The sequence below is a fragment of the Synechococcus sp. CCAP 1479/10 genome (assembly GCF_019038515.1).
In the GTDB taxonomy this organism is placed as follows: Bacteria; Cyanobacteriota; Cyanobacteriia; order PCC-6307; family Cyanobiaceae; genus Cyanobium.
The window spans coordinates 98,322-123,579 of record NZ_JAFKRJ010000034.1 but is presented as its reverse complement, the minus strand read 5'-3'; the positions used below and the strand labels follow the sequence as shown (position 1 = coordinate 123,579).

Annotated in this window: 26 protein-coding genes; 13 read left to right on the top strand and 13 right to left on the bottom strand. The window is 71.7% G+C overall.

Annotated features, from left to right (window positions below; all coding sequences use genetic code 11):
- Window positions 1–19: 19 nt before the first annotated feature.
- Complete coding sequence (gene hemH / locus KUG39_RS13115; RefSeq protein ID WP_094586840.1) at window positions 20–1,195, bottom strand: ferrochelatase; 1,176 nt, start codon at window positions 1,193–1,195, stop codon at window positions 20–22.
- Window positions 1,196–1,355: 160 nt separating this feature from the next.
- Between hemH and KUG39_RS13110 the strand changes: the two genes are divergently transcribed.
- Window positions 1,356–2,597 (top strand): site-specific integrase, encoded by a 1,242-nt coding sequence (locus KUG39_RS13110; RefSeq protein ID WP_216915471.1) that lies wholly within the window; start codon window positions 1,356–1,358, stop codon window positions 2,595–2,597.
- Entirely contained in the window at window positions 2,594–3,298 is a 705-nt protein-coding gene (gene cobO, locus KUG39_RS13105; protein ID WP_190611775.1) for a cob(I)yrinic acid a,c-diamide adenosyltransferase, read from the top strand. Before KUG39_RS13110 ends, cobO begins: the two co-directional genes overlap by 4 nt.
- A 23-nt stretch (window positions 3,299–3,321) precedes the next feature.
- Here cobO and KUG39_RS13100 read toward each other — a convergent pair whose 3' ends face one another.
- A complete protein-coding gene (locus KUG39_RS13100; RefSeq protein WP_216915533.1) occupies window positions 3,322–3,525 on the bottom strand; it encodes a hypothetical protein in 204 nt (67 codons plus the stop codon).
- A 100-nt stretch (window positions 3,526–3,625) separates the two neighbouring features.
- Between KUG39_RS13100 and pyrH the strand changes: the two genes are divergently transcribed.
- From pyrH to KUG39_RS13085, 3 genes are read left to right on the top strand one after another with little or no spacing between them, the layout of a single operon-like run.
- Window positions 3,626–4,345, top strand: coding sequence for a UMP kinase (gene pyrH, locus KUG39_RS13095; RefSeq protein ID WP_094587397.1), 720 nt, complete (start codon window positions 3,626–3,628; stop codon window positions 4,343–4,345).
- Window positions 4,346–4,374: 29 nt separating this feature from the next.
- Window positions 4,375–4,914, top strand: coding sequence for a ribosome recycling factor (frr, locus tag KUG39_RS13090; protein ID WP_094587378.1), 540 nt, complete (start codon window positions 4,375–4,377; stop codon window positions 4,912–4,914).
- Window positions 4,911–6,050 carry an NAD(P)/FAD-dependent oxidoreductase gene (locus KUG39_RS13085; RefSeq protein ID WP_216915469.1) on the top strand — a complete coding sequence of 380 codons (1,140 nt, stop codon included), beginning with the start codon at window positions 4,911–4,913 and terminating at the stop codon, window positions 6,048–6,050. The genes frr and KUG39_RS13085 overlap by 4 nt, the downstream gene beginning before the upstream one ends.
- Window positions 6,051–6,083: 33 nt before the next feature.
- Here KUG39_RS13085 and KUG39_RS13080 read toward each other — a convergent pair whose 3' ends face one another.
- From KUG39_RS13080 to KUG39_RS13060, 5 genes are all read right to left on the bottom strand, one after another.
- Window positions 6,084–6,473 carry a Crp/Fnr family transcriptional regulator gene (locus KUG39_RS13080; RefSeq protein ID WP_094587380.1) on the bottom strand — a complete coding sequence of 130 codons (390 nt, stop codon included), beginning with the start codon at window positions 6,471–6,473 and terminating at the stop codon, window positions 6,084–6,086.
- An 83-nt stretch (window positions 6,474–6,556) separates the two neighbouring features.
- Entirely contained in the window at window positions 6,557–7,726 is a 1,170-nt protein-coding gene (locus KUG39_RS13075) for a transaldolase (protein ID WP_216915467.1), read from the bottom strand.
- A gap of 97 nt (window positions 7,727–7,823) precedes the next feature.
- Window positions 7,824–9,668, bottom strand: coding sequence for a peptidoglycan D,D-transpeptidase FtsI family protein (locus KUG39_RS13070; RefSeq protein WP_286193151.1), 1,845 nt, complete (start codon window positions 9,666–9,668; stop codon window positions 7,824–7,826).
- Window positions 9,668–10,120: a hypothetical protein gene (locus tag KUG39_RS13065; protein WP_190611770.1), complete on the bottom strand. Its 453-nt coding sequence runs from the start codon at window positions 10,118–10,120 to the stop codon at window positions 9,668–9,670. The genes KUG39_RS13070 and KUG39_RS13065 overlap by 1 nt, the downstream gene beginning before the upstream one ends.
- Window positions 10,121–10,177: 57 nt before the next feature.
- Window positions 10,178–11,596, bottom strand: a complete 1,419-nt coding sequence (locus KUG39_RS13060) for a CPBP family intramembrane glutamic endopeptidase (RefSeq protein WP_353617387.1) — start codon at window positions 11,594–11,596, stop codon at window positions 10,178–10,180.
- Between the two features lie 83 nt (window positions 11,597–11,679).
- Here KUG39_RS13060 and KUG39_RS13055 point away from each other — a divergent pair, with 83 nt between their 5' ends.
- Both KUG39_RS13055 and KUG39_RS13050 read left to right on the top strand, forming a co-directional pair.
- Window positions 11,680–13,005, top strand: coding sequence for a histidine phosphatase family protein (locus KUG39_RS13055; RefSeq protein ID WP_216915463.1), 1,326 nt, complete (start codon window positions 11,680–11,682; stop codon window positions 13,003–13,005).
- A 27-nt stretch (window positions 13,006–13,032) separates the two neighbouring features.
- A complete protein-coding gene (locus KUG39_RS13050; RefSeq protein WP_216915461.1) occupies window positions 13,033–14,304 on the top strand; it encodes an amidohydrolase family protein in 1,272 nt (423 codons plus the stop codon).
- Here the strand turns inward: KUG39_RS13050 and lepB are convergent.
- Window positions 14,258–15,004: a signal peptidase I gene (gene lepB, locus KUG39_RS13045; protein ID WP_190611764.1), complete on the bottom strand. Its 747-nt coding sequence runs from the start codon at window positions 15,002–15,004 to the stop codon at window positions 14,258–14,260. The genes KUG39_RS13050 and lepB overlap by 47 nt on opposite strands.
- 67 nt (window positions 15,005–15,071) lie before the next feature.
- Between lepB and KUG39_RS13040 the strand changes: the two genes are divergently transcribed.
- Window positions 15,072–16,589 (top strand): hypothetical protein, encoded by a 1,518-nt coding sequence (locus KUG39_RS13040; protein WP_094587388.1) that lies wholly within the window; start codon window positions 15,072–15,074, stop codon window positions 16,587–16,589.
- Here the strand turns inward: KUG39_RS13040 and KUG39_RS13035 are convergent.
- Together KUG39_RS13035 and KUG39_RS13030 are read right to left on the bottom strand one after the other, a co-directional pair.
- A complete protein-coding gene (locus KUG39_RS13035) occupies window positions 16,586–16,954 on the bottom strand; it encodes a Spx/MgsR family RNA polymerase-binding regulatory protein (protein WP_216915459.1) in 369 nt (122 codons plus the stop codon). The genes KUG39_RS13040 and KUG39_RS13035 overlap by 4 nt on opposite strands.
- Window positions 16,955–16,959: 5 nt before the next feature.
- Window positions 16,960–17,322: a 2Fe-2S iron-sulfur cluster-binding protein gene (locus tag KUG39_RS13030; RefSeq protein WP_094587390.1), complete on the bottom strand. Its 363-nt coding sequence runs from the start codon at window positions 17,320–17,322 to the stop codon at window positions 16,960–16,962.
- A 132-nt stretch (window positions 17,323–17,454) separates the two neighbouring features.
- Here KUG39_RS13030 and KUG39_RS13025 point away from each other — a divergent pair, with 132 nt between their 5' ends.
- The gene (locus KUG39_RS13025) at window positions 17,455–18,141 is read left to right on the top strand and encodes a class I SAM-dependent methyltransferase (protein WP_216915457.1); all 687 of its coding nucleotides are present in this window, start codon (window positions 17,455–17,457) and stop codon (window positions 18,139–18,141) included.
- 555 nt (window positions 18,142–18,696) lie between these two features.
- Here the strand turns inward: KUG39_RS13025 and KUG39_RS13020 are convergent.
- Complete coding sequence (locus KUG39_RS13020) at window positions 18,697–19,170, bottom strand: DUF8631 domain-containing protein (RefSeq protein ID WP_254948825.1); 474 nt, start codon at window positions 19,168–19,170, stop codon at window positions 18,697–18,699.
- 168 nt (window positions 19,171–19,338) lie between these two features.
- On the opposite strand from KUG39_RS13020, the gene KUG39_RS13015 reads away from it, so the two are divergent.
- The 4 genes from KUG39_RS13015 to KUG39_RS13000 all read left to right on the top strand — a co-directional run bounded on the left by KUG39_RS13015 (window position 19,339) and on the right by KUG39_RS13000 (window position 24,044).
- Window positions 19,339–21,138 (top strand): proline--tRNA ligase, encoded by a 1,800-nt coding sequence (locus KUG39_RS13015; RefSeq protein WP_216915455.1) that lies wholly within the window; start codon window positions 19,339–19,341, stop codon window positions 21,136–21,138.
- 25 nt (window positions 21,139–21,163) lie between these two features.
- Window positions 21,164–21,577, top strand: a complete 414-nt coding sequence (gene psb27, locus KUG39_RS13010; RefSeq protein ID WP_094587393.1) for a photosystem II protein Psb27 — start codon at window positions 21,164–21,166, stop codon at window positions 21,575–21,577.
- 74 nt (window positions 21,578–21,651) lie between these two features.
- Window positions 21,652–22,965: an adenylosuccinate synthase gene (locus KUG39_RS13005; RefSeq protein ID WP_094587394.1), complete on the top strand. Its 1,314-nt coding sequence runs from the start codon at window positions 21,652–21,654 to the stop codon at window positions 22,963–22,965.
- Window positions 22,966–23,045: 80 nt separating this feature from the next.
- Complete coding sequence (locus KUG39_RS13000; RefSeq protein WP_216915452.1) at window positions 23,046–24,044, top strand: adenosine kinase; 999 nt, start codon at window positions 23,046–23,048, stop codon at window positions 24,042–24,044.
- Here the strand turns inward: KUG39_RS13000 and cutA are convergent.
- Both cutA and KUG39_RS12990 read right to left on the bottom strand, forming a co-directional pair.
- The gene (gene cutA / locus KUG39_RS12995; RefSeq protein ID WP_216915450.1) at window positions 23,980–24,357 is read right to left on the bottom strand and encodes a divalent-cation tolerance protein CutA; all 378 of its coding nucleotides are present in this window, start codon (window positions 24,355–24,357) and stop codon (window positions 23,980–23,982) included. The two genes, KUG39_RS13000 and cutA, sit on opposite strands and share 65 nt — an antisense overlap.
- A 21-nt stretch (window positions 24,358–24,378) precedes the next feature.
- Window positions 24,379–25,257: a precorrin-6A/cobalt-precorrin-6A reductase gene (locus KUG39_RS12990; RefSeq protein ID WP_286193149.1), complete on the bottom strand. Its 879-nt coding sequence runs from the start codon at window positions 25,255–25,257 to the stop codon at window positions 24,379–24,381.
- Window position 25,258: the final 1 nt, after the last annotated feature.

Here is a 25,258-nt window from a genome sequence, read left to right as displayed (position 1 = left end):
GCCGGTGCGCCTTGGGCGGTCAGAGCAGTCCAAGGGCATGCAGCGGGCCGTGACCTGTGAGCAATTCCAGCAGAAAAGCGGAGAATCCGACCATCGCCAGGCGACCATTCCAGACCTCGGAGCTGTTGTTCCAGCCCCAGGCCCATTTGTCCTGGGGGTAGAGCTTCACCTTCTTGGGCAGCTGGGCCGCCATGTCGAGGTTCACCTCCGGGCCCGCCATGGCTTCGTGGACCAGGTCGGCGAGGCCCTGGATGAAGGTGGGGTCGGTGTCGAGGGCCGGCACCCGGCGGAAGTGGCTGATGCCGGCCTCGGTGGCGATCTCCCGATACTCGATGTCGATCTCTTCGAGGGTCTCGATGTGTTCGCTGACGAAGCTGATCGGCACCACCACCAGCTCCTGGACGCCCTGCTCCCCGAGTTCCCGCAGGGCATCCTCGGTGTAGGGCTTGAGCCATTCCACCGGCCCCACCCGGCTCTGGTAGGCGAGGGTGGAGGGGTTGGGATGGCCCAGCAGCTGTTCGAGGCGCTCCATCACCAGCGCGGCGCAGGCCTCGATCTCCTTCTGATAGGGGTCGCCGGCCTCCTCCACGTAGCTCTTGGGCACCCCGTGGGCACTGAAGAAGATGTGGGCCGACGCCGGTGTCTCGCAGTTGCCGATCTCCCGGGCGATCAGCCCGGCCATGGCATTGATGTAGCCGGGATGGTCGTACCAGCTGCGGATGCAGCGGATCGGCAGGCGGCGGAAGGCCGGGTCGGCCTGGCGGAGGCGCTGCAGCTCCCGGAAGCTGGAGCCGCTGGTGCTGATCGAGAAGTGGGGATAGAGCGGCAGCACCACCACCTCCTCCACGCCGTCGGCCTTGATGTCGCCCACCGCCGATTCGGTGAAGGGGTGCCAGTAGCGCATCGCCACGTAGCTGGTGGCATCGACACCCTCCTGGCGCAGGCGGCTCTGCAGCTCCCTGGCCTGCTGCTCGGTGATGCGGCGCAGGGGAGAGCCGCCGCCGATGGAGCGGTAGGCCTCCTTCGACTTGCCGCTGCGCAGGGTGCTGATCAGCCAGGCCAGGGGTTTCTGCAGCGCCGGCGTGGGCAGGCGGATGATCTCCGGATCGGAGAACAGGTTGTAGAGGAATGGCCCGACGTCCTCGATCCGCTCCGGACCGCCGAGGTTCAGCAGCAGCACGCCGACCCTGGCCATGCCTTCGATCAGAAAGGCAGAGCGTAACCCCGCCTCCCCACCGGCGGCTGCCCGGCGGGTCACCCCCCCTGCCCTGGCGGCCCCGGGACGGCAGGGGTAGCTTCCGGCTCAGCTCCCCGATCGCCCCACCATCCCCCCGGCCGCCGATCTGACAGAACTGGTGCAGCGGCAGAACCGCCAGCTGGCGGCCTCGGGCACCGGCCTGCGGCTGGAGATCCGCCGGCACAGGCTTGGTCTGCGCGGCCCCCTGCCGTGTCCGAAGGGCACGGCGGCGCGGCCGGTGCAGCGGATCAGCCTGGGGCTGCCGGCCACGGCGGAGGGGGTGGCCGCCGCCCTCGACCAGCTGGCCCGGGTGCGGGAGGCCGTCGAGCGGGGCCGCTTCTCCTGGGAGCACTGGCGCCGTCGGCCGTCCGCGCCGGCGCCCTCCCCAGCCGCCGTGGCCGCTGGGGAGCCGTTCCCCGCGCCGGCTCCCCCGGCGGCGGGCTCCCCCGCCGAGGCCGCGGGGTTCACGCCGCTGCTGAAGGGCTTCGAGGCCGCCTTCTTCGCCGATCCCCGCCGCCGCCGCCGGCCCGCCGGCAGCCGCAGCACCTGGAGCGGCGCCTACCGGCCCTACCTGCGGCGGCTGGCGGCGGTGGCCTCGGCCTCCGGTGCCACGCCGGCGACCGTCGACGTGCCCCTGCTGGAGCGGGTGCTGGAGACCTACCCCCTGGCCAGCCGCAGCCGCCAGCAGTGCGGCCTCGCCCTGGGGGCCCTGGCCCGCCACCTCGAACTCCCCCTGCCGGCCGACTGGAGCGAACGCAGCGGCGGCTACGGCTTGCATGTGGCCCGCTTCCGGGGCCTGCCCAGCGACGCCCGCATCCTGGAGCTGGTCGCGGCCATCCCCAACCCCCGCTGGCGCCTGGCCTACGGCCTGATGGCCACCTACGGCCTGCGCAACCACGAGGTGTTCTTCTGCGACCTCTCCGCCCTGGCGCCGGGGGGTGACCGGGTGCTGCGGGTGCTGCCCACCAGCAAGACCGGGGAGCACCAGGTGTGGCCGTTCCAGCCCGACTGGGTGGAGCACTTCGGCCTGGAGGGTCTGGGGGAGGGTGGCGCCGAGCTGCCCCGGGTGTGCACCGACCTGCGCCGCACCACCCTGCAGCAGGTGGGCCGGCGGGTGGCGGAGCAGTTCCGCCGCTACGGGCTGCCGATCACCCCCTACGACCTGCGCCACGCCTGGGCCGTGCGCACGATCCACATCGGCCTGCCGGACACGGTGGCGGCCCGGATGATGGGCCACTCGGTGGCGATCCACACCCGCACCTACCACCACTGGATCACCCGGCGGGACCAGCAGCAGGCGGTCGACACGGCCCTGGCACGGCTCCGCCAGAGTGCCGCAAACGGACACCGCTCCCCATGACGGCGAACGCCTCCCCGACCCCTGCCCCCGTGGCGGACGACACCCTGGCCCTGGATCGCCAGGCCGAGGAGCTGGGCCCGGGGGGCGACCTGGCCCCCGAGGTGGACCAGGAGGCCTACCGCCGCCGCATGCAGCGCCGCCGCGAGGTGCAGCAGCAGCGGGTGGGGGAGCGGAACCTGGAGAAGGGGCTGGTGCTCGTGTTCACCGGCGAGGGCAAGGGCAAGACCACGGCGGCCCTGGGCCTGGTGCTGCGCACCCTGGGCCACGGCGGCAAGGTGGCGGTGGTGCAGTTCATCAAGGGCGGCTGGCAGCCGGGGGAGGCCCGGGCCCTGGAGCGTTTCGGCGACGACCTCCACTGGCATGCCCTGGGTGAGGGCTTCACCTGGGAGACCCAGGACCGGGAGCGCGACCGCCAGCTGGTGCAGAGCGCATGGGAGCGCTCCTGCGATTACCTCGCCGACGGCGAGCGCAAGCTGGTGGTGCTCGACGAGATCAACGTGGCCCTCAAGCTGGGCTATCTCGAGCCCGAGCGGGTGCTGGAGGGTCTGGCCCTGCGACCGCCCCTCACCCATGTGGCCCTCACCGGCCGCGGCGCCCCGCCGGCCCTGCTGGAGCGGGCCGATCTGGTCACGGAGATGAAGGTGGTGCGCCACCCCTTCCGGGAGCAGGGGGTCAAGGCCCAGGCGGGCATCGAGTACTGAGCCCCCCCCGGCCATCGCCGGGATCAGCCCAGGTCGTTCTGAAGCCGGGCAAGGCTGCAGACCAGCACCGACAGGCCGCTGACCAGCAGGGCCCGGTGCACCTCCGGCTCGCCCCAAAACCCCGGGCTGGAGCTGGCCCGGTCCAGGGCCGAGAGCGTCAGCCGGGCCATCACGTCACTGCCGCGGGGGCCACGGGGGACGGGACATCCGGGCGGGTCGAGGGCCATGGCGGTGCTCCTTTGGGGCAGTGAAGCGGGTGTCGCCGGTGCCGGCAACCTGGTGGCGTCGCGGGAGGGGTTGCTACTGTTCGGCCGATCGCACGAGTCGATGGCCTACAGGCGCGTTCTCCTCAAACTCAGCGGTGAAGCGCTGATGGGTGACCAGGGCTATGGGATCGATCCCGCCATCGTTCAATCGATCGCCAAGGATGTGGTCGAGGTGGTCTCCGGCGGCACCCAGCTGGCGATCGTCGTCGGCGGCGGCAACATCTTCCGGGGCCTGAAGGGCTCGGCGGCGGGCATGGACCGGGCCACGGCCGACTACGTCGGCATGCTGGCCACGGTGATGAATGCCATCACCCTGCAGGACGGGCTCGAGCGGGCCGGGGTGCCCACCCGCGTCCAGAGCGCCATCTCCATGCAGGAGGTGGCGGAGCCCTACATCCGCCGCCGGGCCATCCGCCACCTGGAAAAGGGCAGGGTGGTGATCTTCGGCGCCGGCTGCGGCAACCCCTTCTTCACCACCGACACCACGGCGGCCCTGCGGGCGGCGGAGATCAACGCCGACGTGATCTTCAAGGCCACCAAGGTGGACGGGGTCTACGACAAGGATCCCGCCAAGCACAGCGACGCGGTCCGCTACGAGACCCTCACCTTCCTCGACGTGCTGAGCGGCGAGCTGGAGGTGATGGACAGCACCGCCATCGCGCTGTGCAAGGACAATGCGATTCCGATCGTGGTCTTCGACCTGTTCGGCTCGGGCAACATCGGCCGGGCGGTCGCCGGTGAGTCCATCGGCACCAGCATCGTGCCGGCGCCCCGCCGCTGACGTTCCCTCCCCACCACCCTTCCCCTGCCATGGATCTCGAAGCCAGCATGCGCAAGTCGGTGGAAGCCACCCAGCGCACCTTCAACACCATCCGCACCGGTCGGGCCAACCCCTCCCTGCTCGACAAGCTGACCGTCGAGTACTACGGCTCCGACACGCCGCTCAAGTCGCTGGCGACGATCTCCACCCCTGACGCCCAGACGATCCAGATCCAGCCCTTCGACAAGGGCTCGATGGCGCTGATCGAGAAGGCGATCGCCATGAGTGATCTGGGCCTGACCCCCAACAACGACGGCCGGGTGATCCGCATCAACATCCCGCCCCTCACCGAGGACCGTCGCAAGGAGCTCTGCAAGCTCGCGGCCAGGTACGCCGAGGAGGGCAAGGTGGGTCTGCGCAACCTCCGCCGTGAGGGCGTCGACAGGATCAAGAAGCAGGAGAAGGACGGTGAGCTCTCCGAGGACCAGAGCCACGACGAGCAGGAGAAGGTCCAGAAGCTGACCGATCGCTACATCGCCGAGCTGGAGAAGCACCTGGCGGAGAAGGAAGCCGACATCCTCAAGGTGTGAGCAGCCCTGCCGATGCCGACGTGATCGTCGTCGGGGCCGGCCCCGCCGGCGGAGCGGCGGCGTTCCACCTGGCCAACCGGGGCCGGCGGGTGATCCTGCTGGAGGCCCAGGCCCCGGGACGGTCCAAGCCCTGCGGCGGCGGCATGGCCGCCTCGGTGCAGCGCTGGTTCCCCTTCGATCTGGCCCCCGCCGTCGACCAGGTGATCCGCCGGGTGCGGTTCACCTGGTGCCTGGAGGATCCGGTCACGGCCGAGCTGCCCGGGGAGGCTCCGTTCTGGATCGTGCGCCGCAGCGTCCTCGACGCCTTCCTGGCGGAGCAGGCCGTCCAGGCGGGCTGCGACCTGCGCCATGGCTGCCGGGCCGAGCGGATCGAGCGCCGTGACGATGGCCTCTGGGAGGTCGCCGGTCCGGGGGATCTGCGGCTGCGGGCCAGGGCCGTGGTGATCGCCGACGGCTCCGGCTCCCGCTTCGCGGCGCCCCTGGGCCTGGGGCCGTCCCGGCCCCGTTTCGCCGCCACCGTGTCGGTGGAGGTGGCGGCGGATCCCGACCCCGCCGACATGGCCCGCTTCGAGTTCGGCCTGGTGCACCACGGCTTCTGCTGGGTGTTTCCGCGCCGGGGCGGCTACAGCATCGGGGTGGGCACCTTCGTCGGCCAGCAGGAGGCCGACAGCGGGGCGGTGCTCTCCGCCCTGCTGCCCAGCCTGGGGCTGCCGGCGGCGGCGGGGGAGCGCCGCCACGGCCAGCTGCGCCTCTGGAACGGCCACCACCCCCTCCATGGCCCCGGCCTGGTGGCGGTCGGTGACGCCGCCTCGCTCTGCGATCCCTTCCTGGCCGAGGGCCTGCGCCCGTCCTTGCTGAGCGGCTGCGAAGCGGCCGCGGCCCTCGACCGCTGGCTGGATGGCGACGCCCCTGCCCTGGAGCACTACAGCCTGCGGATGCGCGAGGCCTGGGGCGATTCGATGGCCTGGGGCAAACGGATCGCCCAGGTCTTCTACCGGGTGCCGCGGGTGGGCTACCAGCTCGGCATCAAGCGGCCCACCGCGCCCCAGCGCATCGCCCAGATCCTTTCCGGGGAGATGGGCTACGGCGAGATTGCCCAGCGGGTCATCCGCCGGCTGCTGTTCCAGCGGGGCTGAGCGCCCAGGGTCGGCGCCAGGGCCTGAACGGGCTCAGTTGCGGGTCACCCCCTTCAGGTCCCGCAGGCGCTGGTCGATGGAGCCCAGCAGCTCGATGGCGAACATGGGCGCCTCCTGCACGGCGAACAGGAACTTCTCGCGGTTCATCACCAGCAGCCGGCAGGGGGTGAGGGCCGTGGCATGGCCGTAGCGGCGGTGGTCCTGGGTGACCAGGGCCCCGGCCCCGAAAACGTCGCCGGCCTGGATGTCCTCGTGGCCGGCATCGGCGTTCCAGCTGAGCCGCACCGTCCCCTCCAGCAGGCCGAACATGCAGTCGCCGGGCTCGCCTGCCCGGAAGATGACGGAACCGGCCTCCACGTCCCTCACCTCACCCTTGTCGGCGAGGGCGCGCATGGTGTCGAGGGCGTGGACGGTGTGGGCCATGCGTGAGCTGAACGGGAATCCATCCTTGCCCATCAAGGTGAACAACCGGTCAAGGACGGGGCCGCTGCCGGGCGGCCCGGCCGTCAGCGGCTGATCGCCAGCGGAGCACCCAGGCCGCCGCGCACATCCTCGGGGGCGAGGCGGCCGTCGTTGTCGGTGTCGAGGGCATCGAAGACGGCATCGCTGCCGAGCCATTCCTCCCGGGTGATGCAGCCGTCCCCGTCGAGATCGTTGAGCAGGAAGATCTCGTGCACCGCGTGGGTGAAGGCGGCCCCGCCCTCGATCACGGCCAGGCGATGGGCCAGCTGGCCTTCCAGGGTCTCGATCGCCTTGGAAAAGCCGCGGATGCCCTCGTCCAGCTTCTCGCTGGCCATGGCGTCCGCGGCCATCATCGTGCGGAACGTGGCCTCATCGACGTGGATCTTGGCTTCGCTGGCGCCCGGATGGGCGGCATCGAGGCGGCGTTCCAGCAGGCCGTCGCTCTGGCGCAGCTGGTCCATCAGGGTCGGGGAGATGGTCAGCAGGTCGCAGCCCGCCAGTTCGACGATCTCGTCGATGTTGCGGAAGCTGGCCCCCATCACCTCGGTGCCGTAGCCGTAGGTCTTGAAGTAGTTGAAGATCCGCGTCACCGAGAGCACGCCGGGATCCTCCGCCCCGGGATAGCTGTCGCGACCGGTGGATTTCTTGTACCAGTCGAGGATGCGCCCCACGAACGGCGAGATCAGGGTGATGCCCGCCTCGGCGCAGGCCACGGCCTGGGCGAAGCCGAACAGCAGGGTGAGATTGCAGTGGATCCCCTCGCGCTCAAGCACCTCCGCCGCCTTGATGCCCTCCCAGGTGGAGGCGATCTTGATCAGCACCCGGTCGGTGCCGATGCCCGCCTGGGCGTAGAGGCCGATCAGCTTGCGGGCCTTGGTGATGGTGGCCTCGGTGTCGTAGCTGAGGCGCGCATCCACTTCCGTGGAGACCCGCCCCGGGACGATCCTGAGGATCTCCTTGCCGAAGGTGACGCTGATCTCATCGATGGCCTCGCGCACCACGTCCTCGGCGGGGGCCTCGGCACCGATCACCTCCCGGGACTCGCGCAGGGAGCGGTCGATCAGGTCCTGGTAGGTGGGGATCTGGGCGGCGGCCAGGATCAGGGAAGGGTTGGTGGTGGCATCCCGCGGCGTGAACTGACGGATCGCGTCGATGTCGCCGGTGTCGGCCACGACCACGGTCATGGCGGCCAGTTGTTCGAGAAGGTTGGCCATCGTGGAACGGTGTCGGGCGCGATGTCTGCTGGCTCCGACGCTAGCCATGGCCTCCTTCAGGGACGCAACGCGGTTGTGGGAATGAGGACAGGCTGGCTCAGGAGCGGCTGGCCTTGGCGGTGACCCTGGTGGGCTGGCTGGGGGGCACCTTCTCGATCACCAGCAGGGCCTCGGCGATCTGACGGGCCACCGGCAGGGCCACGGTGGAGCCGTAGGCATTGCCCCCCTGGGGCTCGTCGACCACCACCAGCACCACGTAACTGGGATCATTGGCCGGCAGGATCGCCACGAAGCTGCAGATCCGGGCGCCGGGGATGTATACCCCGTTGCGGGCCTTCTGGGCCGTGCCCGTCTTGCCGGCGATGCGGTAGCCGGGGATCTTCATGCCCTTGCCGTTCTCCACCACCGATTCCATCCACTTGACGACGGTGCGGGTGACGGCGGGATCGAGCAGCTGGACGCCCGTGGGGGCCGTGGCGCTGGCCAGGGCATCGCCGGAGCGCAGACCGCGGGTGATGTGGGGGCTCACCAGCCGGCCGCCGTTGGCAAGCATCCCGTGCAGCTGCAGCAGCTTGAGGGGGGTCAGGGAGAAGCCCTGACCGAAGGCGGCCACCGCCGGCTCGATCGGCGCCGAGGTGAACTCGCTGCGGCTCTTCAGCTGGCCGGCCACGGCCCCGGGCAGGTCGGTGTCCGGCATCTCGTCGATGCCGAAGGCCCGCAGCCAGTGCCAGAAGCGATCGCGCTTAACCTGGGCCATGGCCTTCACCATCGCCACGTTGCTGGACACCTGCAGCACCGTGGGGAAGTCGATCACGCCGTTGGCGCGGCGGTCATGGTTGAAGATCGGCCAGCCACCGATCGTCAGTTGGCCCACGTCGTTCACCTTGTCGCCCGGGCGGATCGCCTTCTCCTGCAGCGCCAGAGCCAGGTTGATGGGCTTGAAGGTGGAGCCGGGCTCGTAGAGATCCTGCACCGACCATTCGCGGAACAGGGCGGGGCTGTAGCTCCAGAACCGGTTGGGGTCGTAGGTGGGGGTGGAGGCCAGGGCCAGGATTTCGCCGTTGCGGGCATTCATCACCAGGGCGGCGCCCTGCTTGGCGCGCCAATGCTTCACCTGCTTGGTGAGCGCCTGCTGGGCCACCTGCTGCAGACGGGCATCGAGGGTGAGCTGGAGCCGCAGGTCGTCGCCGTAGAGCGCCCCGGCCTGGAGGCCGTCGGGGAGGGGGGTGCCGTCGGCGCCGCGGCGCATGCTCAGGGTCACCTCCTGGCGGCGCAGGTCCCGGTCCCGGCTCTGCTCCAGACCCGCCTGGGCGACCCTCTCGAGGTTGAGGAAGCCCACCACGTTGGCGAAAAGGGACCCCTGGGGGTAGACCCGCTGGGGGTAGGCCTCGAGATCGAGGCCGCTGATGCCGAGTTCCTTCACCCGGTTCGCCGTTTCCGGATCCAGGCCGGTGGCGAGCTTGACGCCGCTGCGGCGGCTGCCGATGGTCTGCAGCAGGTCGGCCGGCGGCTTGGCCAGCACCTTGGACAGCTCCCTGACCACATCGGCGGGCGGACGGATCTGCTGGGGCTCGTCGCCGGGAAGGTTGAAGTAGCGCGGGTGGGCCCAGAGGGTGTAGCGCTCCTCGTCGAGGGCCACCAGCCGCCCCATCCGGTCGACGATGGTGCGCCGTTTGCCGATGGGGGTGACCGCATGGGTCTGGATGGCCCTTGCCCGGGCCTGGAGCTCGGGGGCCTGCACCACCTGCAGCCAGGCCAGCCGGCCCGCCAGTCCGACCAGGGCCGCGCAGAGCAGGAGATAGACCGTGAGCATGCGGCCGGCGGGGATCGGCTGGATCTCCACCACCCGACGGGTTGCGCCCCCTCTGGGGCGGCGTCCGCCCCCGGAGGCGGTCGCCGGGGGACGGCCCTCGCCAGGCCCGGAACGGGAGGCGGGCGGCATCAGTAGCCGGCCGGCATGGCCCGCAGCTGGAAGCCGGCCAGCAGCGGCAGGGGGGCGCGGGGGCGGCTGCTGCGGGGCTCAGGCAGATGGATGAGCTTGGCGCTGCTGGTGGGCTCCAGCAGGCCGGGGCGCCGCACCAGGCTGAGGTGATGCTGCTCGAGCAGGGCGGACGACTCCTGCATGCGGTGCTCGAGGGTCTTGGAGGCTTCCAGCTTGGCGAAGCTGTAGGCCCACTGGTTCTGCCAGTGCAGGGTGAGGGCGCTCAGGCCGAGCATCGAGAATCCCAGCCCCACCAGGGCTCCGCTGCTGATCCGATGCAGTCCGGCCAGCCAGGGGGCCTGGCGTTCAATCCTGCGCGCCGAGAGGGATCCCTCGATCAGCTGCAGGGGCCTCTGCAGGGGCCTCGGTTTCGGCAGCGGATTCTGGCTGCGTGGGGCGGGGGAGGCGGCCAAGGGACCTGGAAGGCACTGCGCAAGTGAACCACCCATCAGGGACCGCAGCAAGCGCTGTTAGTCGGCGAGAAAGAGGAGATTCATGAAGGTCATCCCGTTCCAGAGGGCGTGCATCAGCACGGCGCTGCCCAGTCGGCCGCTGCGCCAGCGCAGCCAGCCGAGGCCCAGGCCGAGCACGAACAGCGGGGCCAGTTCCGACAGGCTCAGGTGGGCGATCGCGAACACGGACGCGCTCAGCACCACCGCGCCGGCTCCGCCGAGCCTCTGCCCCGCCACCGGCAGCAGCACCCCCCGGAAGAGGACCTCCTCGAACAGGGGGGCCACCACCAGGGCGGTGAGGGCGAAACAGGCCAGCGCCAGGGGGTCGGCGCTGGTCAGGACGAGGTCGAGCAGGGGATTGCTGCCGCCCGGGTCAACCCAGATCCTGTCGATCGCCCAGCTGGAGGCCGTCACCACCGGCAGCACCATCAGCAGGCTGGCCAGGGCACCGCCGAGGGCGGACCCGGCCGGCCGCCACCTCCACTGCAGCCAGCCTCCCGCCGGAGGGGACCCCCGACGCGGCAGCATCAGGGCCAGCAGCAGCAGCGGGGCGGCCATCAGGGCGGCGTAGAGCACCAGCACCTCGATGCCCTGGCTGAGGGCCCTCGGGGCGGCCAGGCGCTGCAGGGCGATCTGCAGTGGCGGCTGCACCACCATCGGCACGAAGACTTCGCCGAGCACCACGAAACCGCCGGCGATCAGCAGGGTCACATCGACGGGGCTCAGGGGCGGGCCCACCAGCGGCGGCGCCGCCGGAAGTCGCTGCCGCCAGGCCAGCCAGCCCTGACGCAGCAGCAGGGCGGCCCCCACCAGCAGGAACAGGGCCGGCAGGGTGGTCACCGCCAGGAGCATCAGCAGCAGCCGGAGGGACCGCTCCTCGGCCGGACAGGCGCCCGGGTCCCCCGGCAGCTGTTCACAGACCAGCTGCTGCACCATCAGGGGAGCCGCCCAGGGGGCGAGGAGCTGCTGCCGCTGCTCCGCCGCCACGGGCCGTCCGTCGAGCAGCGCCTGGATCAGGGGACGCCGCACGGCGTCCACCTGGGTCAGCAGCTGCCTCAGTTCGGTGTCGTCGTCCAGGGCCGCCGCGGTCCCGGCGTCGCGCTCCAGCAGGGCCCGTTCGAGGCGGCGCACCGCCAGGGGCGGCTCCTCGGCGGCCTCCATCTGGCGCCGGAGTTCATCGCCCAGCTCCCGGCGCGGGTCCTCGCCGCTGAGCAGCGGCCGCAGCCCCTCCGGCACCGCCTCGGCCGCCAGGGCCGTCAGCTCCAGCTGCCGCAGGCTGAGGGAATCGACCACCGACGGCCGCTCAAGGCTGTCGATCAGTCCGCCCACCCAGAGCAGGGCGCAGAGGGCCAGGCTGAGCAGGGCGAGAAGGCTCTTCCAGCCCGGGGGGGAGGCGGGCGGTCCGGATCGGGAAGGGGTTCCGTTCAACCGGACCACCTCGGCGGCGATGGGTGCTGATTCTCCCCTGCGCCCGGCCACGGCCCGTCCCATACGATGGCCTCGCCTGCGCCACGAGCACCTTGCCCCTTCGCATCGTGCTGGTCCGCCATGGGCTGAGCAGCTTCAACCTGGAGCACCGCATCCAGGGCCGTGACGACCTCTCCAACCTCACCGAGGAGGGGCAGCTCCAGGCCCGTCGCACGGGGGAGGCCCTGGCGGAGCTCGGTTTCACCTCCGTCTATAGCTCGCCGCTGCAGCGGGCCAGCGCCACCACGGCCGCCCTGCTGGCCAGCCACGGCTCGCCGCTGGCCCCCGTCTACGACGACGATCTGCTGGAGATCGATCTGGCGCCCTGGAGCGGCTTGCTGCGCAGCGAGGTGCGGGCCGTGGATCCGGAGCAGGAGCGCCGCTGGCGCGAGGCCCCCGAGACCATGGAGCTGCAGCGCGCTGATGGCAGCCGTTTTCTGCCGGTGCCCGAGCTGCTGGAGCAGGCGGGTCGTTTCGCCGATCGGCTGCTGGCCCGCCACGGCGATGACGACACCGTGCTGGTGGTGGCCCACAACGCCATCCTGCGCTGCCTGGTGCTGCACCTGCTCGGCCTGCCGGCGAGCGGCTTCCTGCGCCTCAGGCTCGACAACGCCTCCATCTCGGTGCTCAACCTGGTCCGCGGCGAGGGCGGGCGGCCCTCGGTGCAGCTGGAATCCCTCAACGGCACCGCCCACCTGGGCACGGCCCTGCCGCCGGCCGGGCCGGGGTGTCGGTTGCTGCTGGTGCGCCATGGCGAGACCGACTGGAACCGGGAGGGCCGCTTCCAGGGCCAGATCGATATCCCCCTCAATGGCCACGGCCTGGCCCAGGCAGAGGCGGCGCGGGCCTTCCTGGCCCCGATCCCGCTGCAGCGCGCCTACAGCAGCGACATGGCCCGCCCCCTGCGCACCGCCGAGGTGATCCTGGGCTCCCATCCCGGCGTGCCCCTCACCACCACCCGGGGGCTGCGGGAGATCGGCCACGGCCTCTGGGAGGGCCGGCTGGAAAGCGAGATCGCCGCCGGCTGGCCCGACCTCCTCGCCGCCTGGAAGCGCACCCCCGAGACCGTGCAGATGCCCGAAGGGGAGACCATCGGTGAGGTCTGGGACCGGTCCCTGGCCACCTGGAACCGGATCGTCGCCGGACTGGATCCCCAGGAAACGGCCCTGGTGGTGGCCCATGATGCGGTCAACAAGACCATCCTCTGCGCCCTGCTCGGCCTCTCCCCCGCCGACATCTGGGCCATCAAGCAGGGGAACGGTGGGGTGACCGTGATCGACTATCCCCGGGGGGCGACGGCGCCGCCGGTGGTCAGCGCCCTGAACCTCACCGCCCATCTGGGGGGCGTGATCGACCGCACGGCAGCCGGCGCCCTCTAGCCCGCCCACCCCTTCGAGGCCCTTGCCATGGTCCGTCAGCTGCTGATCCGCGGGGTGACTCTGCTGGAGGCCCCGGGGCGGCCGCCCCGGCAGGCCGACGTGCTCCTGGAGGACGGGGTGCTGCGGGCGATCGATCCGGAGCCGGACGTGGCTGGCGTCGCCACGTTCGACGCCGAGGGCTGCTGGCTGGCACCGGCGCTGGTGGATCCCCACAGCGTGCTGGAGGACCCCCTGCAGGGGCGGGCCGAAACCCTGGCCAGCCTCGGGGAGGCCGCCGCCGCGGGTGGCTACGGCACGGTGGCCCTGCTGCCCTGGGCCTCCAGCTGGCGCGACCGGCCGGAACGGCTGGCCTGGAGCTGGCCGGAGCCGATGCGGCTGCTCCGCTGGGGCAGCTTCAGCGTCGATGGCCTCGACCGGGACCTGGCTCCCCACGGTGACCAGCTGGCCGCCGGCGCCTGCGGCCTGGCGGCCGGGGCGACCCTGCCGCCGCTCGATCTGCTGGAGCGCGGCCTGCGACTCGGGGAAATGGGCGACCGGCCGGTGCTGCTGCCGCCACGGGACGGGTCCCTGGCCCGGCGGGGGTTCGTGCGGGAGCGGGTGGAGGCCCTGCGGGCCGGCTGGCCCCTCGACCCCCCCGGCAGCGAGACCCTCCCCCTCGAGACCCTGCTCTCCCTGGCCGACGACCTGCCCGCTGCGGGCCTGCGGCTGATGAATGTCTCCACCGCCGAGGCGGTGGCCCGGCTGCGGCGCCATGGCCGCCCGCCGCTGGCCTCGGTGGGCTGGTGGCATCTGGTCGCCGACAGCGGCGGCCTCGATCCCGCCGACGAGGGGTGGCTGGTGGAGCCGTCCCTGGGGGGGCCGGCCGACCGGCGCGCCCTGATCGATGGCCTGGCCGACGGGGTCATCAGCGCCGTCGCGGTGCACCACATCGCCCTGGATGCGGAGGAGGAGCTGCTCCCCCTTGACCAGCGCCGCCCCGGCGTGGCGGGTCACGGCCTGGTGCTGCCGCTGCTGTGGGAGGAACTGGTGGGACGCCGGGGCTGGCGGCCGGAGCAGCTCTGGCAGGCGCTCTGCTGGGGCCCCGCCCGCTTCCTGGGCCTGCCGGAGCCGGCCCTGGCCGCCGGCACGGCCCAGTGGCTGCTGTTCGATCCCCGCCGCTCCTGGCGCTGGGAGGACGCCCCGGATGGTTCCCTGGCGGCCAACCGCCCCTGCCGGGGGCGGCCGTTGCAGGGACGGGTGCTGGCCTGCGGGCTCAGCGATCCTGGGCGTTGGGCTCTGGCAGCGGACCGGCCGAGCTGAACGGGAAGAAGCGCCAGAAGGCCCGGCCGATCAGTTCGCTTTCCGGCAGCAGCGGCCCGCCCGGCCAGAAGCGGGCATCCCAGCTGTTGGCCCGGTTGTCGCCCATCACCACGAGATGGCCGGGGGGCACCACCACGTCGATGGTGCGGCAGGGGCCGACCCCCTGGCGATCGACCGGGCAGTAGTTCCTGACGTAGGGCTCGTCGAGGGGACGGCCGTTGATGCTGACCCGGCCGCGGGGGTCGGCCACCACCCGCTCGCCGGGCAGGCCGATCACACGCTTGATGTAGGCATCGCAGGCCGGCTGCTGGATCCCCGGCAGGGAACCGATCAGGGGAAGGTTGACCAGCAGGCAGCGCAGCGCCCCCGGCTTGGTCGGTCCGGTGAGGATCGGATCGAAGTGGTACGGCGAACGGAACACCACCACCTCGCCGCGCCTCGGGGGGCGCTGGCGGAAGGACAGCTTCTCCACCAGCAGCCGGTCCTGGAGCTGCAGTCCCGGAAGCATGGAGCCGGAGGGGATGTAGCGGGCCTCCAGCAGGAACTGGCGGATGCCCAGGGCCACCGCCAGGGTGATCAGGACGCTGCGCCAGAAGGCCCAGGGGCTCTCCTCCCGCTCCTCCTGGCGACGCTGCGGCTCCGGGGGGGGCGTCGGCTCGTCGGGGGCGCCGTGGTCGGCCGGTGGATCCGAGGGGCTCAAGGGGTTCGTGCGGCAGGTTCCATGGTCGGGAGGCAGATTAGGCACGCACCCGCCCGCCGCGTCCCCGATGGCACGCCCACGCTGGCACCAGAGCCTGGCCGCGCCCTCGAGCCGGCTGGGCCGGCGCTGGGATCGCTTTGTGGCGCTCTGGGCCGCCCTGAACCTGCTCTGGGTGGCCTTCGACATCAGCTACATCCCCCTGCGCACCTTCTGGCTGCAGCGCAACCTCTACCCGCTGCCGTCGGTGCCCCTGGCGGTGCCGCTCACCTTCATCCCCGACATCACCCCCTGGGTGGATCCGATCAAGGGGATCGAGCCGCACCGGGAGACCCAGGCCTACCTGCGCCAGTTCGACCGCATGGACGCGGCCCTGAGACAGGGCCCCCCGGGGGCGACCACGCCGATCCAGCGCCAGCTGCTGGCGGAACAGGTGCGGCTCACCGTCGAGATGATCGATTCCAACCCGATGCTGGCCTCGGGCACCTCCGGCACCCTGGAGAAGATCAAGAACCGTCTGCGCCAGCGGGCCGACCGGGACTCGGCCAAGCAGGCGGCGGCGCTGCTGCTGAGCCCCGCCTGGATCGACGCCCATCCCTGGCCGCAGGAGCGGCTGTTCTGGCGCCAGCAGGTGCTGCCCCTGGTGGCCACCACCTACTGGCGTTCGATCGATGAGAACGGGCGCCCCACCGACCATTTCTGGCGCTACGACCTGATCCTGTTCCAGAGCGTCTTCGCTCTGGACATCCTGCTGCGGGCCTACCGCCTGCGCCGCCGCCTGCCGGGCCTGAGCTGGAACCGGGCCCTGCTGCGGCGCTGGATCGACCTGCCCCTGCTGCTGCCCTTCTGGCGCTGGCTGCGGGTGGTGCCGGTGCTGGAGCGGCTCCACACCAGCGGCCTGATCAGCATCGAACCGCTGCGGGCGGTGATCAGCCGGGCGGTGGTGGCCCTGCTGGCGGTGGAGCTGTTCGAGGTGCTGGCCCTGCAGCTGATCGACGGCCTTCAGCAGCTGATCCGCTCGCGCCGCTGGCCGATGCGGATCCGGGCCCTGCGCAGCCATCAGACGGTGGTCAGCAACGACGAGCGGGAGCTGGTGGAACTGGTGCGGATCTGGGGCCCCCTGCTGCTGGTGCGGGTGGCCCCGCGCCTGGCCCCCGAGCTCCAGGGGGTGCTCGGCCATGCCCTGCAGCAGAGCCTGCAGAACGCCATCGTGCCGCCGGGCCTGCGCCAGCTCCAGCCCCTGCTGCAGGTGGAGAAGGGCCTCAGCCGCCAGCTGGCCGGCGGGATGGTGGAGAGCCTGCTCGACCTCACCCGCACCACCGGCGAGCGGCTCAGCCGGCGCGACGACCAGCAGCTGGAGCTGCTGCAGCGCTTCATCGACCGCTTCTGGGAGGAACTGGCCGAGGCCCTGGAGAGCGGCCCGGCCCTGGAGCGCTCCCAGCAGTTGCTGTGCACCTTCCTCGAGGAGTTCAAGGGCAACTACCTGAGCCAGATCAGCCGGGCCGGGATCGAGGGGCTGATCGAGGAGCTCGATCAGCTGATGGTGAAGGGGTCCCAGGGGCCCCAGGAGCAGAACGACGCGACCTAGCCCAGCAGCTCCTGCCATTCCTCGGGACGGAACCCGGTGAGGATGCGGCCGGAGGTGGTGACCAGGAAGGGACGCTTGATCAGGCGCCCGTCGGCCGCCAGGGCGGCCAGGGCCGTCTCCCGGTCCATCGCCTTGACGGTGGCGGCCCCCAGGGCCCGGTAGCTCTGGCCACTGGTGTTGAACAGCCGGCCGAAACCGCCGAGCTGCTCGTGGGCTGCGGCCAGCAGGTCCAGGGACGGGGGGCTGGTGGTGATGTCGATGGCGTTGAAGGGAATCTGCCGTTCCCTCAGCCAGGCCAGTGCCTTGCGACAGGTGCCGCAGCCGGCGTACTGATAGAGGACGAGCCCGGCCTGGTCGTCGGCCATGGTGCCTACTTGCGGCCGACCAGCGCCTTGAGGGCCCCGACCAGGCTGTTGGAGCCCTTGCCCACCCCGGAGTCCGGCTTGGTGCGGATGGTCACGTCGCCGTTGACGGTGGTGCGGCAGCTGAGGCGGTAGCTCGCGGGCCGATCCGCCAGGTAGACCTCCTCCACGTCGCTGCGGGGGGAGAGGTTGCGGGCCCCCTCCACCACCTCGACGACGCAGGTGCCGCACTGGCCGAGGCCACCGCAGTTGTTGAGGTTGTTGAGGCCGGTGTAGGGATTCACGCCGGCATCAAGGGCCGCCTTGCGGAGATTGGCCCCTTCAATGCAACCAACCTGCTGGCCTTCCTTTTCGAAACGGATGGTGGGCACGGTCGATCGGGGGTGAGGGGCGCCGCCCAACTTAGGTCACACCGCGTCCGTTCGATCCTGGTTTCGTTGCCATGAGAAAGGATCGGGAGGGTCGGGAGGGGCTGCCTACGATGGCCTGGTTGCCAGCAGACCTTGCTCTCCTCCGACCCCTCCCCGGCCCGGCAAGGCACCTACGACCTGGTGGTGCAGCAGCTGATCCCCGGCTACGCCAGCCTCGCCCGCCTCTCGGTGGCCCTGCTCGCCTCTTCCCCCCTGGCCTCGCCCCAGGGCGCCGCCGTGCTGGTGGCGGGATGCGGCACGGGGGCCGAGCTGCTGGAGGCCGACGCCCAGCGGCCGGACTGGCAGCTCACGGCCATCGATCCCTCGGCGGAGATGCTGGCGGTGGCCCGGCAGCGGCTGCAGAACCGGGGCCGGATCGAGTGGCATCACGCCACGGTGGAGCAGCTGGGGGCCGAGGCCCGCTTCGACGGCGCCCTGTCGGTGCTGGTGCTGCAGTCCCTGCCCGACGACGGCACCAAACTGGCCTTCCTCTCCGCCCTGGCCCGCAGCCTCCGGCCCCAGGGCCAGCTGGTGCTGGTCGACCTGATGCGCCCGGAGCGCTCCCCCCTCTCGGCCCAGGTGGCGGAGGCCTGGCGCTGCTTCCAGCGGGCCAGCGGGGTGGATGGCGAAGCCGTGGATCTCACCGCCCAGATCCAGGGGTTCCATCCCATCGGCATCGCCCGGCTCACGGCCCTGGCGGAGGCCGCCGGCCTCAGCGATCCGGCGCCGTTCTTCCAGGCCCTGGACTTCCAGGGCTTCCTGCTACAGCGACGGGCCTGAAGCCACGATCCCCGGTCTCCTGCTGGCCGGGGAGCAGCGGCCGGTCCATGACCACACCGGCCAGGGGCACCAGCAGGGTCAGCAGACCCAGGAGGATGCCGCCGAGGGCACCGAAGGGTTGATCGAAGAACAGGGCCGCCGCATCTTCAGGGCCGGACCCGGGGCTTCTGCCGCTGCGGGTGGGGCCTCCGGGAGCGGAGGAGCGGGGGAGGGGCGTTCGGGGGCCCGGACTGTCCGGGTCTCCACTGGGCTCAGCCTCACCGCCATCGAGGATGGGGCTGAGGCCGGCAGGGATGGCCCCTGGCGGGGTGAGGCCCGGGAGGCTGGCCGGGGAGGCGAGGGCGGCGCTGGTTCCGTGATGGGAACCGGAACGGGACGGGGAACGGTCGGGTCGGGCGTGATCCATGCGTTCGTGCAGCGGCGTGGCCCGGTGCACTGGACGGAGAACAAAGGTGATTTGGAACGATTGTGCCACCGATCGGCACGATTGGCCCCCGGCGATAGCCAAACGACAGGGTGACGTGACGCGGGGGCCTGGCCGCAGACGGCCTGCGCTCAGGCGGCCGGCCGGGACTGGGAGTGCCTGTGCAGGTGCAGGTCGGCCGGAGGGACCTCGGCCCCGTCGAGCCGGGCGCGGATCGCCCGCAGCTCCTCCAGGATCGATGCCAGCAGCTGCTGGGTGGCGGTGGAGGGCGAGTTGAGCACCTCGACGGTCACCTCCTTGATGCGCAGCACGTCCCGGGCGAAGCGGGCCACTTCGTGGGGGTGGAAGACCAGCGGCTCCTTCTGGTCGCTGCGGTATTCCGGATTGAGCTTGCGGGGATTGAAGGGGGGGTTGAGATTGCGGGGATCGGTGTTGGTGTAGCGGTACACCGAGGCGCGGGAGCGGTTCAGGGAGCGCTGAACCTCATCGATGCCGATCAGGGTTTCGGTCTCGGTGCGGGATTCACCCTGCAGGGCCAGCGGCGCGGCCGGCGAAGCGGTGGAACCGCCCGCTGGTGAGCCGACCTGTGCAGGGTGAGCAAGCATGAGACTGTCGTTGGACGCACTGGACTAACGGCCGACCTTAGCAGAGTTTTCCGTCGCGGGCCCGCCGCCCTCAGGGGCAGTGTCGTTGCGGCCACTTGCTCCCGGGGCCAGCCATCCGTTTGACCGGGCCGGCGGTGATAGCGTCCAGCGCCGAACCGGACTTTCTCCATGCGCGTCTCCCGCCTGATGCTGGTGACGCTTCGCGACGACCCGGCCGAAGCCGAGATCACCTCCCACAAGCTGCTGCTCCGCGCCGGCTACATGCGTCGCCTGGCGCCCGGGATCTTCGCCTACCTGCCCCTGCTCTGGCGGGTGCTCCAGAAGGTCTCCGCCATCGTCCGCGAGGAGATGGCCGCCGTGGACGCGCTCGAAACCCTGCTGCCCCAGCTGCAGCCCGCCGATCTCTGGCGCCGCAGTGGCCGCTGGGACGGCTACACCGCCGGGGAGGGGATCATGTTCCACCTGATCGATCGCCAGGAGCGGTCCTTGGGGCTCGGCCCCACCCATGAGGAGGTGGTCACCGAACTGGCGGCCGACCTGCTGCGCTCCTACCGCCAGCTGCCGGTCTGCCTGTACCAGATCCAGACCAAGTTCCGCGATGAGATCCGGCCCCGCTTCGGCCTGATGCGGGGGCGGGAATTCATCATGAAGGACGCCTATTCCTTCCATGCCGACGAGGCCTGCCTGCGGCGCACCTACGCCGCCATGGACGGGGCCTACCGGCGCATCTTCGAGCGCTGTGGCCTGCGGGCCGTGGCGGTCGAGGCCGACAGCGGCGCCATCGGCGGATCCGCCAGCCAGGAGTTCATGGTCACCGCCGAGGCCGGCGAGGACCTGATCCTGGCCAGCCCCGACGGCCGCTACGCCGCCAACCAGGAGCGGGCGGTCTCCCTGCCGGCGCCCGCCGTTCCCCTGCCGGCCGGCCCCTGCCGGACCCTGGCCACCCCGGACCAGACGAGCATCGAGGACCTCTGCACGGCCCATGGCTTCGATCCCACCCAGACGGTGAAGGTGCTGCTGCTGCTGGCCCGCTTCGCCGCCGCGCCCGCCCGCGGGGTGCAGGTCTGCCTGCGGGGCGACCAGCTGCTCAACGAGGTCAAGCTGGCCAACGCGGTGACGGCCCGTTGCCCGGACGCCGGCGCCCTGCTGGAGGTCGTGCCGCTGCTCGCCGACCACCTCGACGCGCCCGTGCCCTTCGGCTTCCTGGGCCCCCACCTGCCGGACCCCCTGCTGCGCCAGGCGGATCCCCGGGCGGAGGCCGCCCCCCTGCTGCGTCTTGTCGACCCCTCCGCTGCCGAGCTGGAGGCGTTCGTCTGCGGCGCCAACCGCGTCGACGAGCACCTGGTGGGGGCCCGCTGGGGCGAGCTCTGCCCGCTCCCCGAGGTGGTGGACCTGCGCGCGGCCCAGCCTGGCGAGCGCTGCCTGCACGACCCCTCCCAGCGGCTGGAGGCGGCCCGGGGCATCGAGGTCGGCCACATCTTCCAGCTGGGGCGGAAGTACTCCGAAGCCCTGGAGGCCCGCTTCACCAATGAGGCCGGCGAGGACGAAGCCCTGTGGATGGGCTGCTACGGCATCGGCGTCTCGCGCCTGGCCCAGGCCGCCGTGGAGCAGAACCACGATGCCGACGGCATCCGCTGGCCCGTGGCGATCGCCCCCTACACGGTGATCATCGTCATTGCCAGCAGCCAGGATCCGGTCCAGGTGGCCCTGGCCGAGGAGCTCTACGGCCGCCTGCTCGGCGCCGGGATCGATGTCCTGCTGGACGACCGCCCCGAGCGGGCCGGGGTGAAGTTCAAGGACGCCGATCTGATCGGCATCCCCTGGCGGCTGGTGGTGGGCCGGGGCGCCGGGGAGCGCACGGTGGAACTGGTGGACCGCAGCGGCGGCACCGGCAAGCGGGACCTGACGGCGGACGCCGCCCTTGAGGAGCTTGTGCAGCTCCTCGGGCTCCAGGGTGCATCCCCGTAGGATTTCGCCAGACGCCGTTCCTCCCTTGGTCGCCTTCCTGCGCCGCAGCCTGCTCCGTCCCCTTCTGGCCCTCGGCCTGTGTCTCTGCCTCGGACTGAGCGGCTGCAGCCAGGCCCCCGGCGGCCTCAGCGGCAACTACGTCGATGACACCGTCAGCGTGGCCCAGACCCTGCTGACCACCATCGCCCTGCCCCAGGACGACCCCGCCCGCCAGGAGGCGGAGGTGCAGGCCCGCCAGCTGATCAACGGCTACACCGCCCTCTACCGGCCCCGCCAGGACATCCACGGCCTGGCCTCCTTCACCACCATGCAGACCGCCGTCAACGCGCTGGCGGCCCACTACGCCGGCTACGCCAACCGCCCCCTGCCCGATCCCCTGCGCAGCCGCCTGGAGAAGGAGCTCAAGAAAGCTGAAGCAACGGCGGTGCGCGGCGCCTGATTCTTTGACGTAGGGGGCCTCGATCTGAGAAGCTCTCCCCTTGTGCTTAGAAGCGGCTCCGGGCCGCTGTTTCCTTGGCCAATGTTGTCGTCATCGGTGCGCAATGGGGTGACGAAGGGAAAGGCAAGATCACCGATCTGCTGAGTCGCTCCGCCGATGTCGTGGTCCGCTATCAGGGCGGGGTCAACGCCGGGCACACCATCGTCGTCGAGGACCGGGTCCTCAAGCTGCACCTGATCCCGTCGGGGATCCTCTATCCGGACACCATCTGCCTGATCGGGTCGGGCACGGTGGTGGACCCCAAGGTCATGCTGGGCGAGATCGACACCCTGCTGGAGCTGGAGATCGATGTCTCCGGGCTGAAGCTGGCCTCCACGGCCCACGTGACGATGCCCTACCACCGCCTGCTCGACCTGGCGATGGAGCAGCGTCGCGGCGACCGCCGCATCGGCACCACCGGCCGCGGCATCGGGCCCACCTACGCCGACAAGTCCGAGCGCAACGGCATCCGGGTGATCGACCTGCTCGATGCCGACTGCCTGCGCGATCGCCTGCTGGGGCCCCTGGCCGAGAAGAACGACCTGCTCGAGAAGGTCTATGGGATCCCCGCCCTCGATCCGGAGGCGGTGATCGAGGAGTACGCCGCCTACGGCCGCCGGCTGGCCCCCCACGTGGTGGACTGCACCCGCACCATCCACGAGGCGGCCCGGGCCCGCAAGAACATCCTCTTCGAGGGCGCCCAGGGCACCCTGCTCGACCTCGACCACGGCACCTACCCCTACGTCACCTCCTCCAACCCGGTGTCGGGCGGTGCCTGCATCGGCGCCGGCGTCGGGCCCACCCTGATCGACCGGGTGATCGGCGTGGCCAAGGCCTACACCACCCGGGTGGGCGAAGGTCCGTTCCCCACCGAGCTGGAGGGCAGCCTCAACGACCACCTCTGCGACCGGGGCGGCGAGTTCGGCACCACCACCGGCCGGCGGCGCCGCTGCGGCTGGTTCGACGGGGTGATCGGCCGCTATGCGGTGCAGGTGAACGGCCTCGACTGCCTGGCGATCACCAAGCTCGATGTCCTCGATGAGCTGGACGAGATCCAGGTCTGCGTGGCCTACGAGCTCGACGGCCGCCGCATCGACTACTTCCCCAGCAGCTCCGACGAATTCGCCCGCTGCCGGCCCGTGTTCCGCAGCCTGCCCGGCTGGCAGTGCTCCACCGCCGACTGCCGCAGCCTGGAGGATCTGCCCCCCACGGCCATGGCCTACCTGCGCTTCCTGGCCGAGCTGATGGAGGTGCCGATCGCCATCGTCTCCCTCGGCGCCCAGCGCGACCAGACGATCGTCGTCGAGGATCCGATCCACGGCCCCAAGCGCGCCCTGCTCAGCGTCTGATCCGGCGACCCCCCGTCCGTCCCGCGCCTCAGTCCCTCGCCTCGCTTCCCCGGCTCTCCTCACCCCCCTCCCGGATCCCCTTGACCAGCACCGCCAAGCGCTTCGACGTGGTCGGCATCGGCAATGCCATCGTCGACGTCCTCGTCCAGGCCGACGACGCCTTCCTCGAGGCCCACGGCCTCACCAAGGGCACCATGGCCCTGGTGGATGAGGCCCAGGCCGAACGGCTCTACGCCAGCGTCGGCGCCGGCCTGGAGACCTCCGGCGGCTCGGCCGCCAACACCCTGGCCGGCATCGCCCAGCTGGGCGGCCAGGCGGGCTTCATCGGCCGGGTCCGGGACGACCAGCTCGGGGCGATCTTCGCCCACGACATCCGGGCCGTGGGGGCCAGCTTCGAGACCCCTCCGGCCGCCAGTGGTCCCTCCACCGCCCGCTGCCTGATCCTGGTCACCCCCGATGCCCAGCGCACCATGTGCACCTACCTGGGGGCGTCGGTGGGGCTGGATCCCGCCGACCTCGACCTGGAGATGGTGCGCCAGGCGAAGGTGCTGTATCTGGAGGGCTACCTCTGGGACAGCGAGGAGGCCAAGCGCGCCTTCATCGCCGCCGCCGAGGTGATGCGCGCCAGCGGCGGCGAGGTGGCCCTCTCCCTCTCCGATGCCTTCTGCGTCGAGCGCCATCGGGAGAGTTTCCTGGAGCTGGTCGACGGCCATGTCGACGTGCTGTTCGCCAACGAGATGGAGATCACCGCCCTCTACGGCGCCGACAGCTTCGAGGCGGCGGCCGACCAGGTCCGCGGCCGCTGCAGGGTGGCGGCCCTCACCCGCAGCGAGCAGGGCTCGGTGCTTCTGAGCGGCGAGACGACCCTGGCGATCGAGCCCTTCCACCTCGGCCCCCTGGTGGACACCACCGGCGCCGGCGACCTCTACGCCGCCGGCTTCCTCTACGGCCACACCCGTGGCGAGAGCCTGGAGCGCTGCGGACGGCTCGGTTCGCTCTGTGCCGGCCAGGTGGTCACCCAGCTGGGTCCCCGTCCCCAGGCCTCCCTGCCGGAGCTGGTGGCCCGCCACCTGGGCTGAGCGGCAGCTGCTCCAGCAACCAGCGGCCGTAGGGACCGTCGCTGGCGGCCGTCCAGTGGATCCATTCGGGGGTGTCGTAGCTGTGCAGCTCCCCCAGGGCGCGGCGCAGCGCCTCCAGCTGAGCGGGGGTCGTCTTGAGCAGCAGCTGCACCTCCTCGCTCCGCTCCAGCCGGCCCTGCCAGCGGTAGAGCGACACCACCGGGTGCAGGCTGACGCAGGCCACCAGGCCCCGCTCCAGCAGCTCCCGGGCCAGGGCCTCGGCCCGCTCCCGGTCGGCTTCGGTGGTGAGCACCAGGCTGAGAGGTGTGGGCATGGAGGTGGGTGGGGTCAGGGGTCAGCCCCCAGTTCCACTTTCGCCCAGCCGCTGCAGCAGCTCTTCCAGGGGCAGGGCCTCCACCCGGTCGGGCTCCCCGGGCCGCTCCAGGAGCAGCAGGCGCAGACCCAGGGCGGCGCCGGTCCGGTGCCAGCGCTCTTCGTTGGCCCCCCCGGAGCGGCGGCAGAGCACGGTGTCGATCTGCCAGTGGCGGCAGAGGGCGCGCTCGATGCGGCCGTCGCCGCCGGGCCGCAGGGGGGCCAGCCGCTGCGGCGCCAGTCCGGCGGCCAGGGCCGTCGCCAGGGCGTCGCCCTGGGGCAGCAGGCGGGCGTGATGCAGCACCCCCGGCGAGGCCGCCACGGCCTCGCCCAGGCGGCGGGCGCCGATGGCCAGCAGCAGCCGTTCCCCCGGCCGGCACAGGCGCCCGAGGCCGGCCAGATCGGCCAGAGGCTGGGCACCGGCGGCGTTCAGGTCGGGCCGCAGCAGCCGCAGCAGGGGCTGGGAGCGGCCTGCGCAGCCGTCGGCCAGGGCGGCGCTGATGCGTGTGGCGAAGGGGTGGGTCGCATCGATCACCCAGGCGTAGGGAGCGCCCCGCTGCCCCGCGGCGGCCAGTTCGTCGGCGACCCCGGCCTCGGGCCCGTCCGGCCCCCCGATCGCCCCCACGGCCAGCTCCAGGCGGGGGTGGGCGCCATAGGCCAGGGCGGCGGCCCGGCTCACCAGCGAGACCTTCAGGCGCCAGCCCCTGGCCAGGAGCTCCCGGGCCAGGGGCGGCCCCTCCCCCGTGCCGGCCACCAGCCAGATCCGGCCGCCAGCACCGCCGCTCCCGTCGCAGCCGCCGGCACGACCGGGCGGATCGGCCTGGATCCCGTGGGGCGGATGCATCAGGATGGGTCCTCCCATC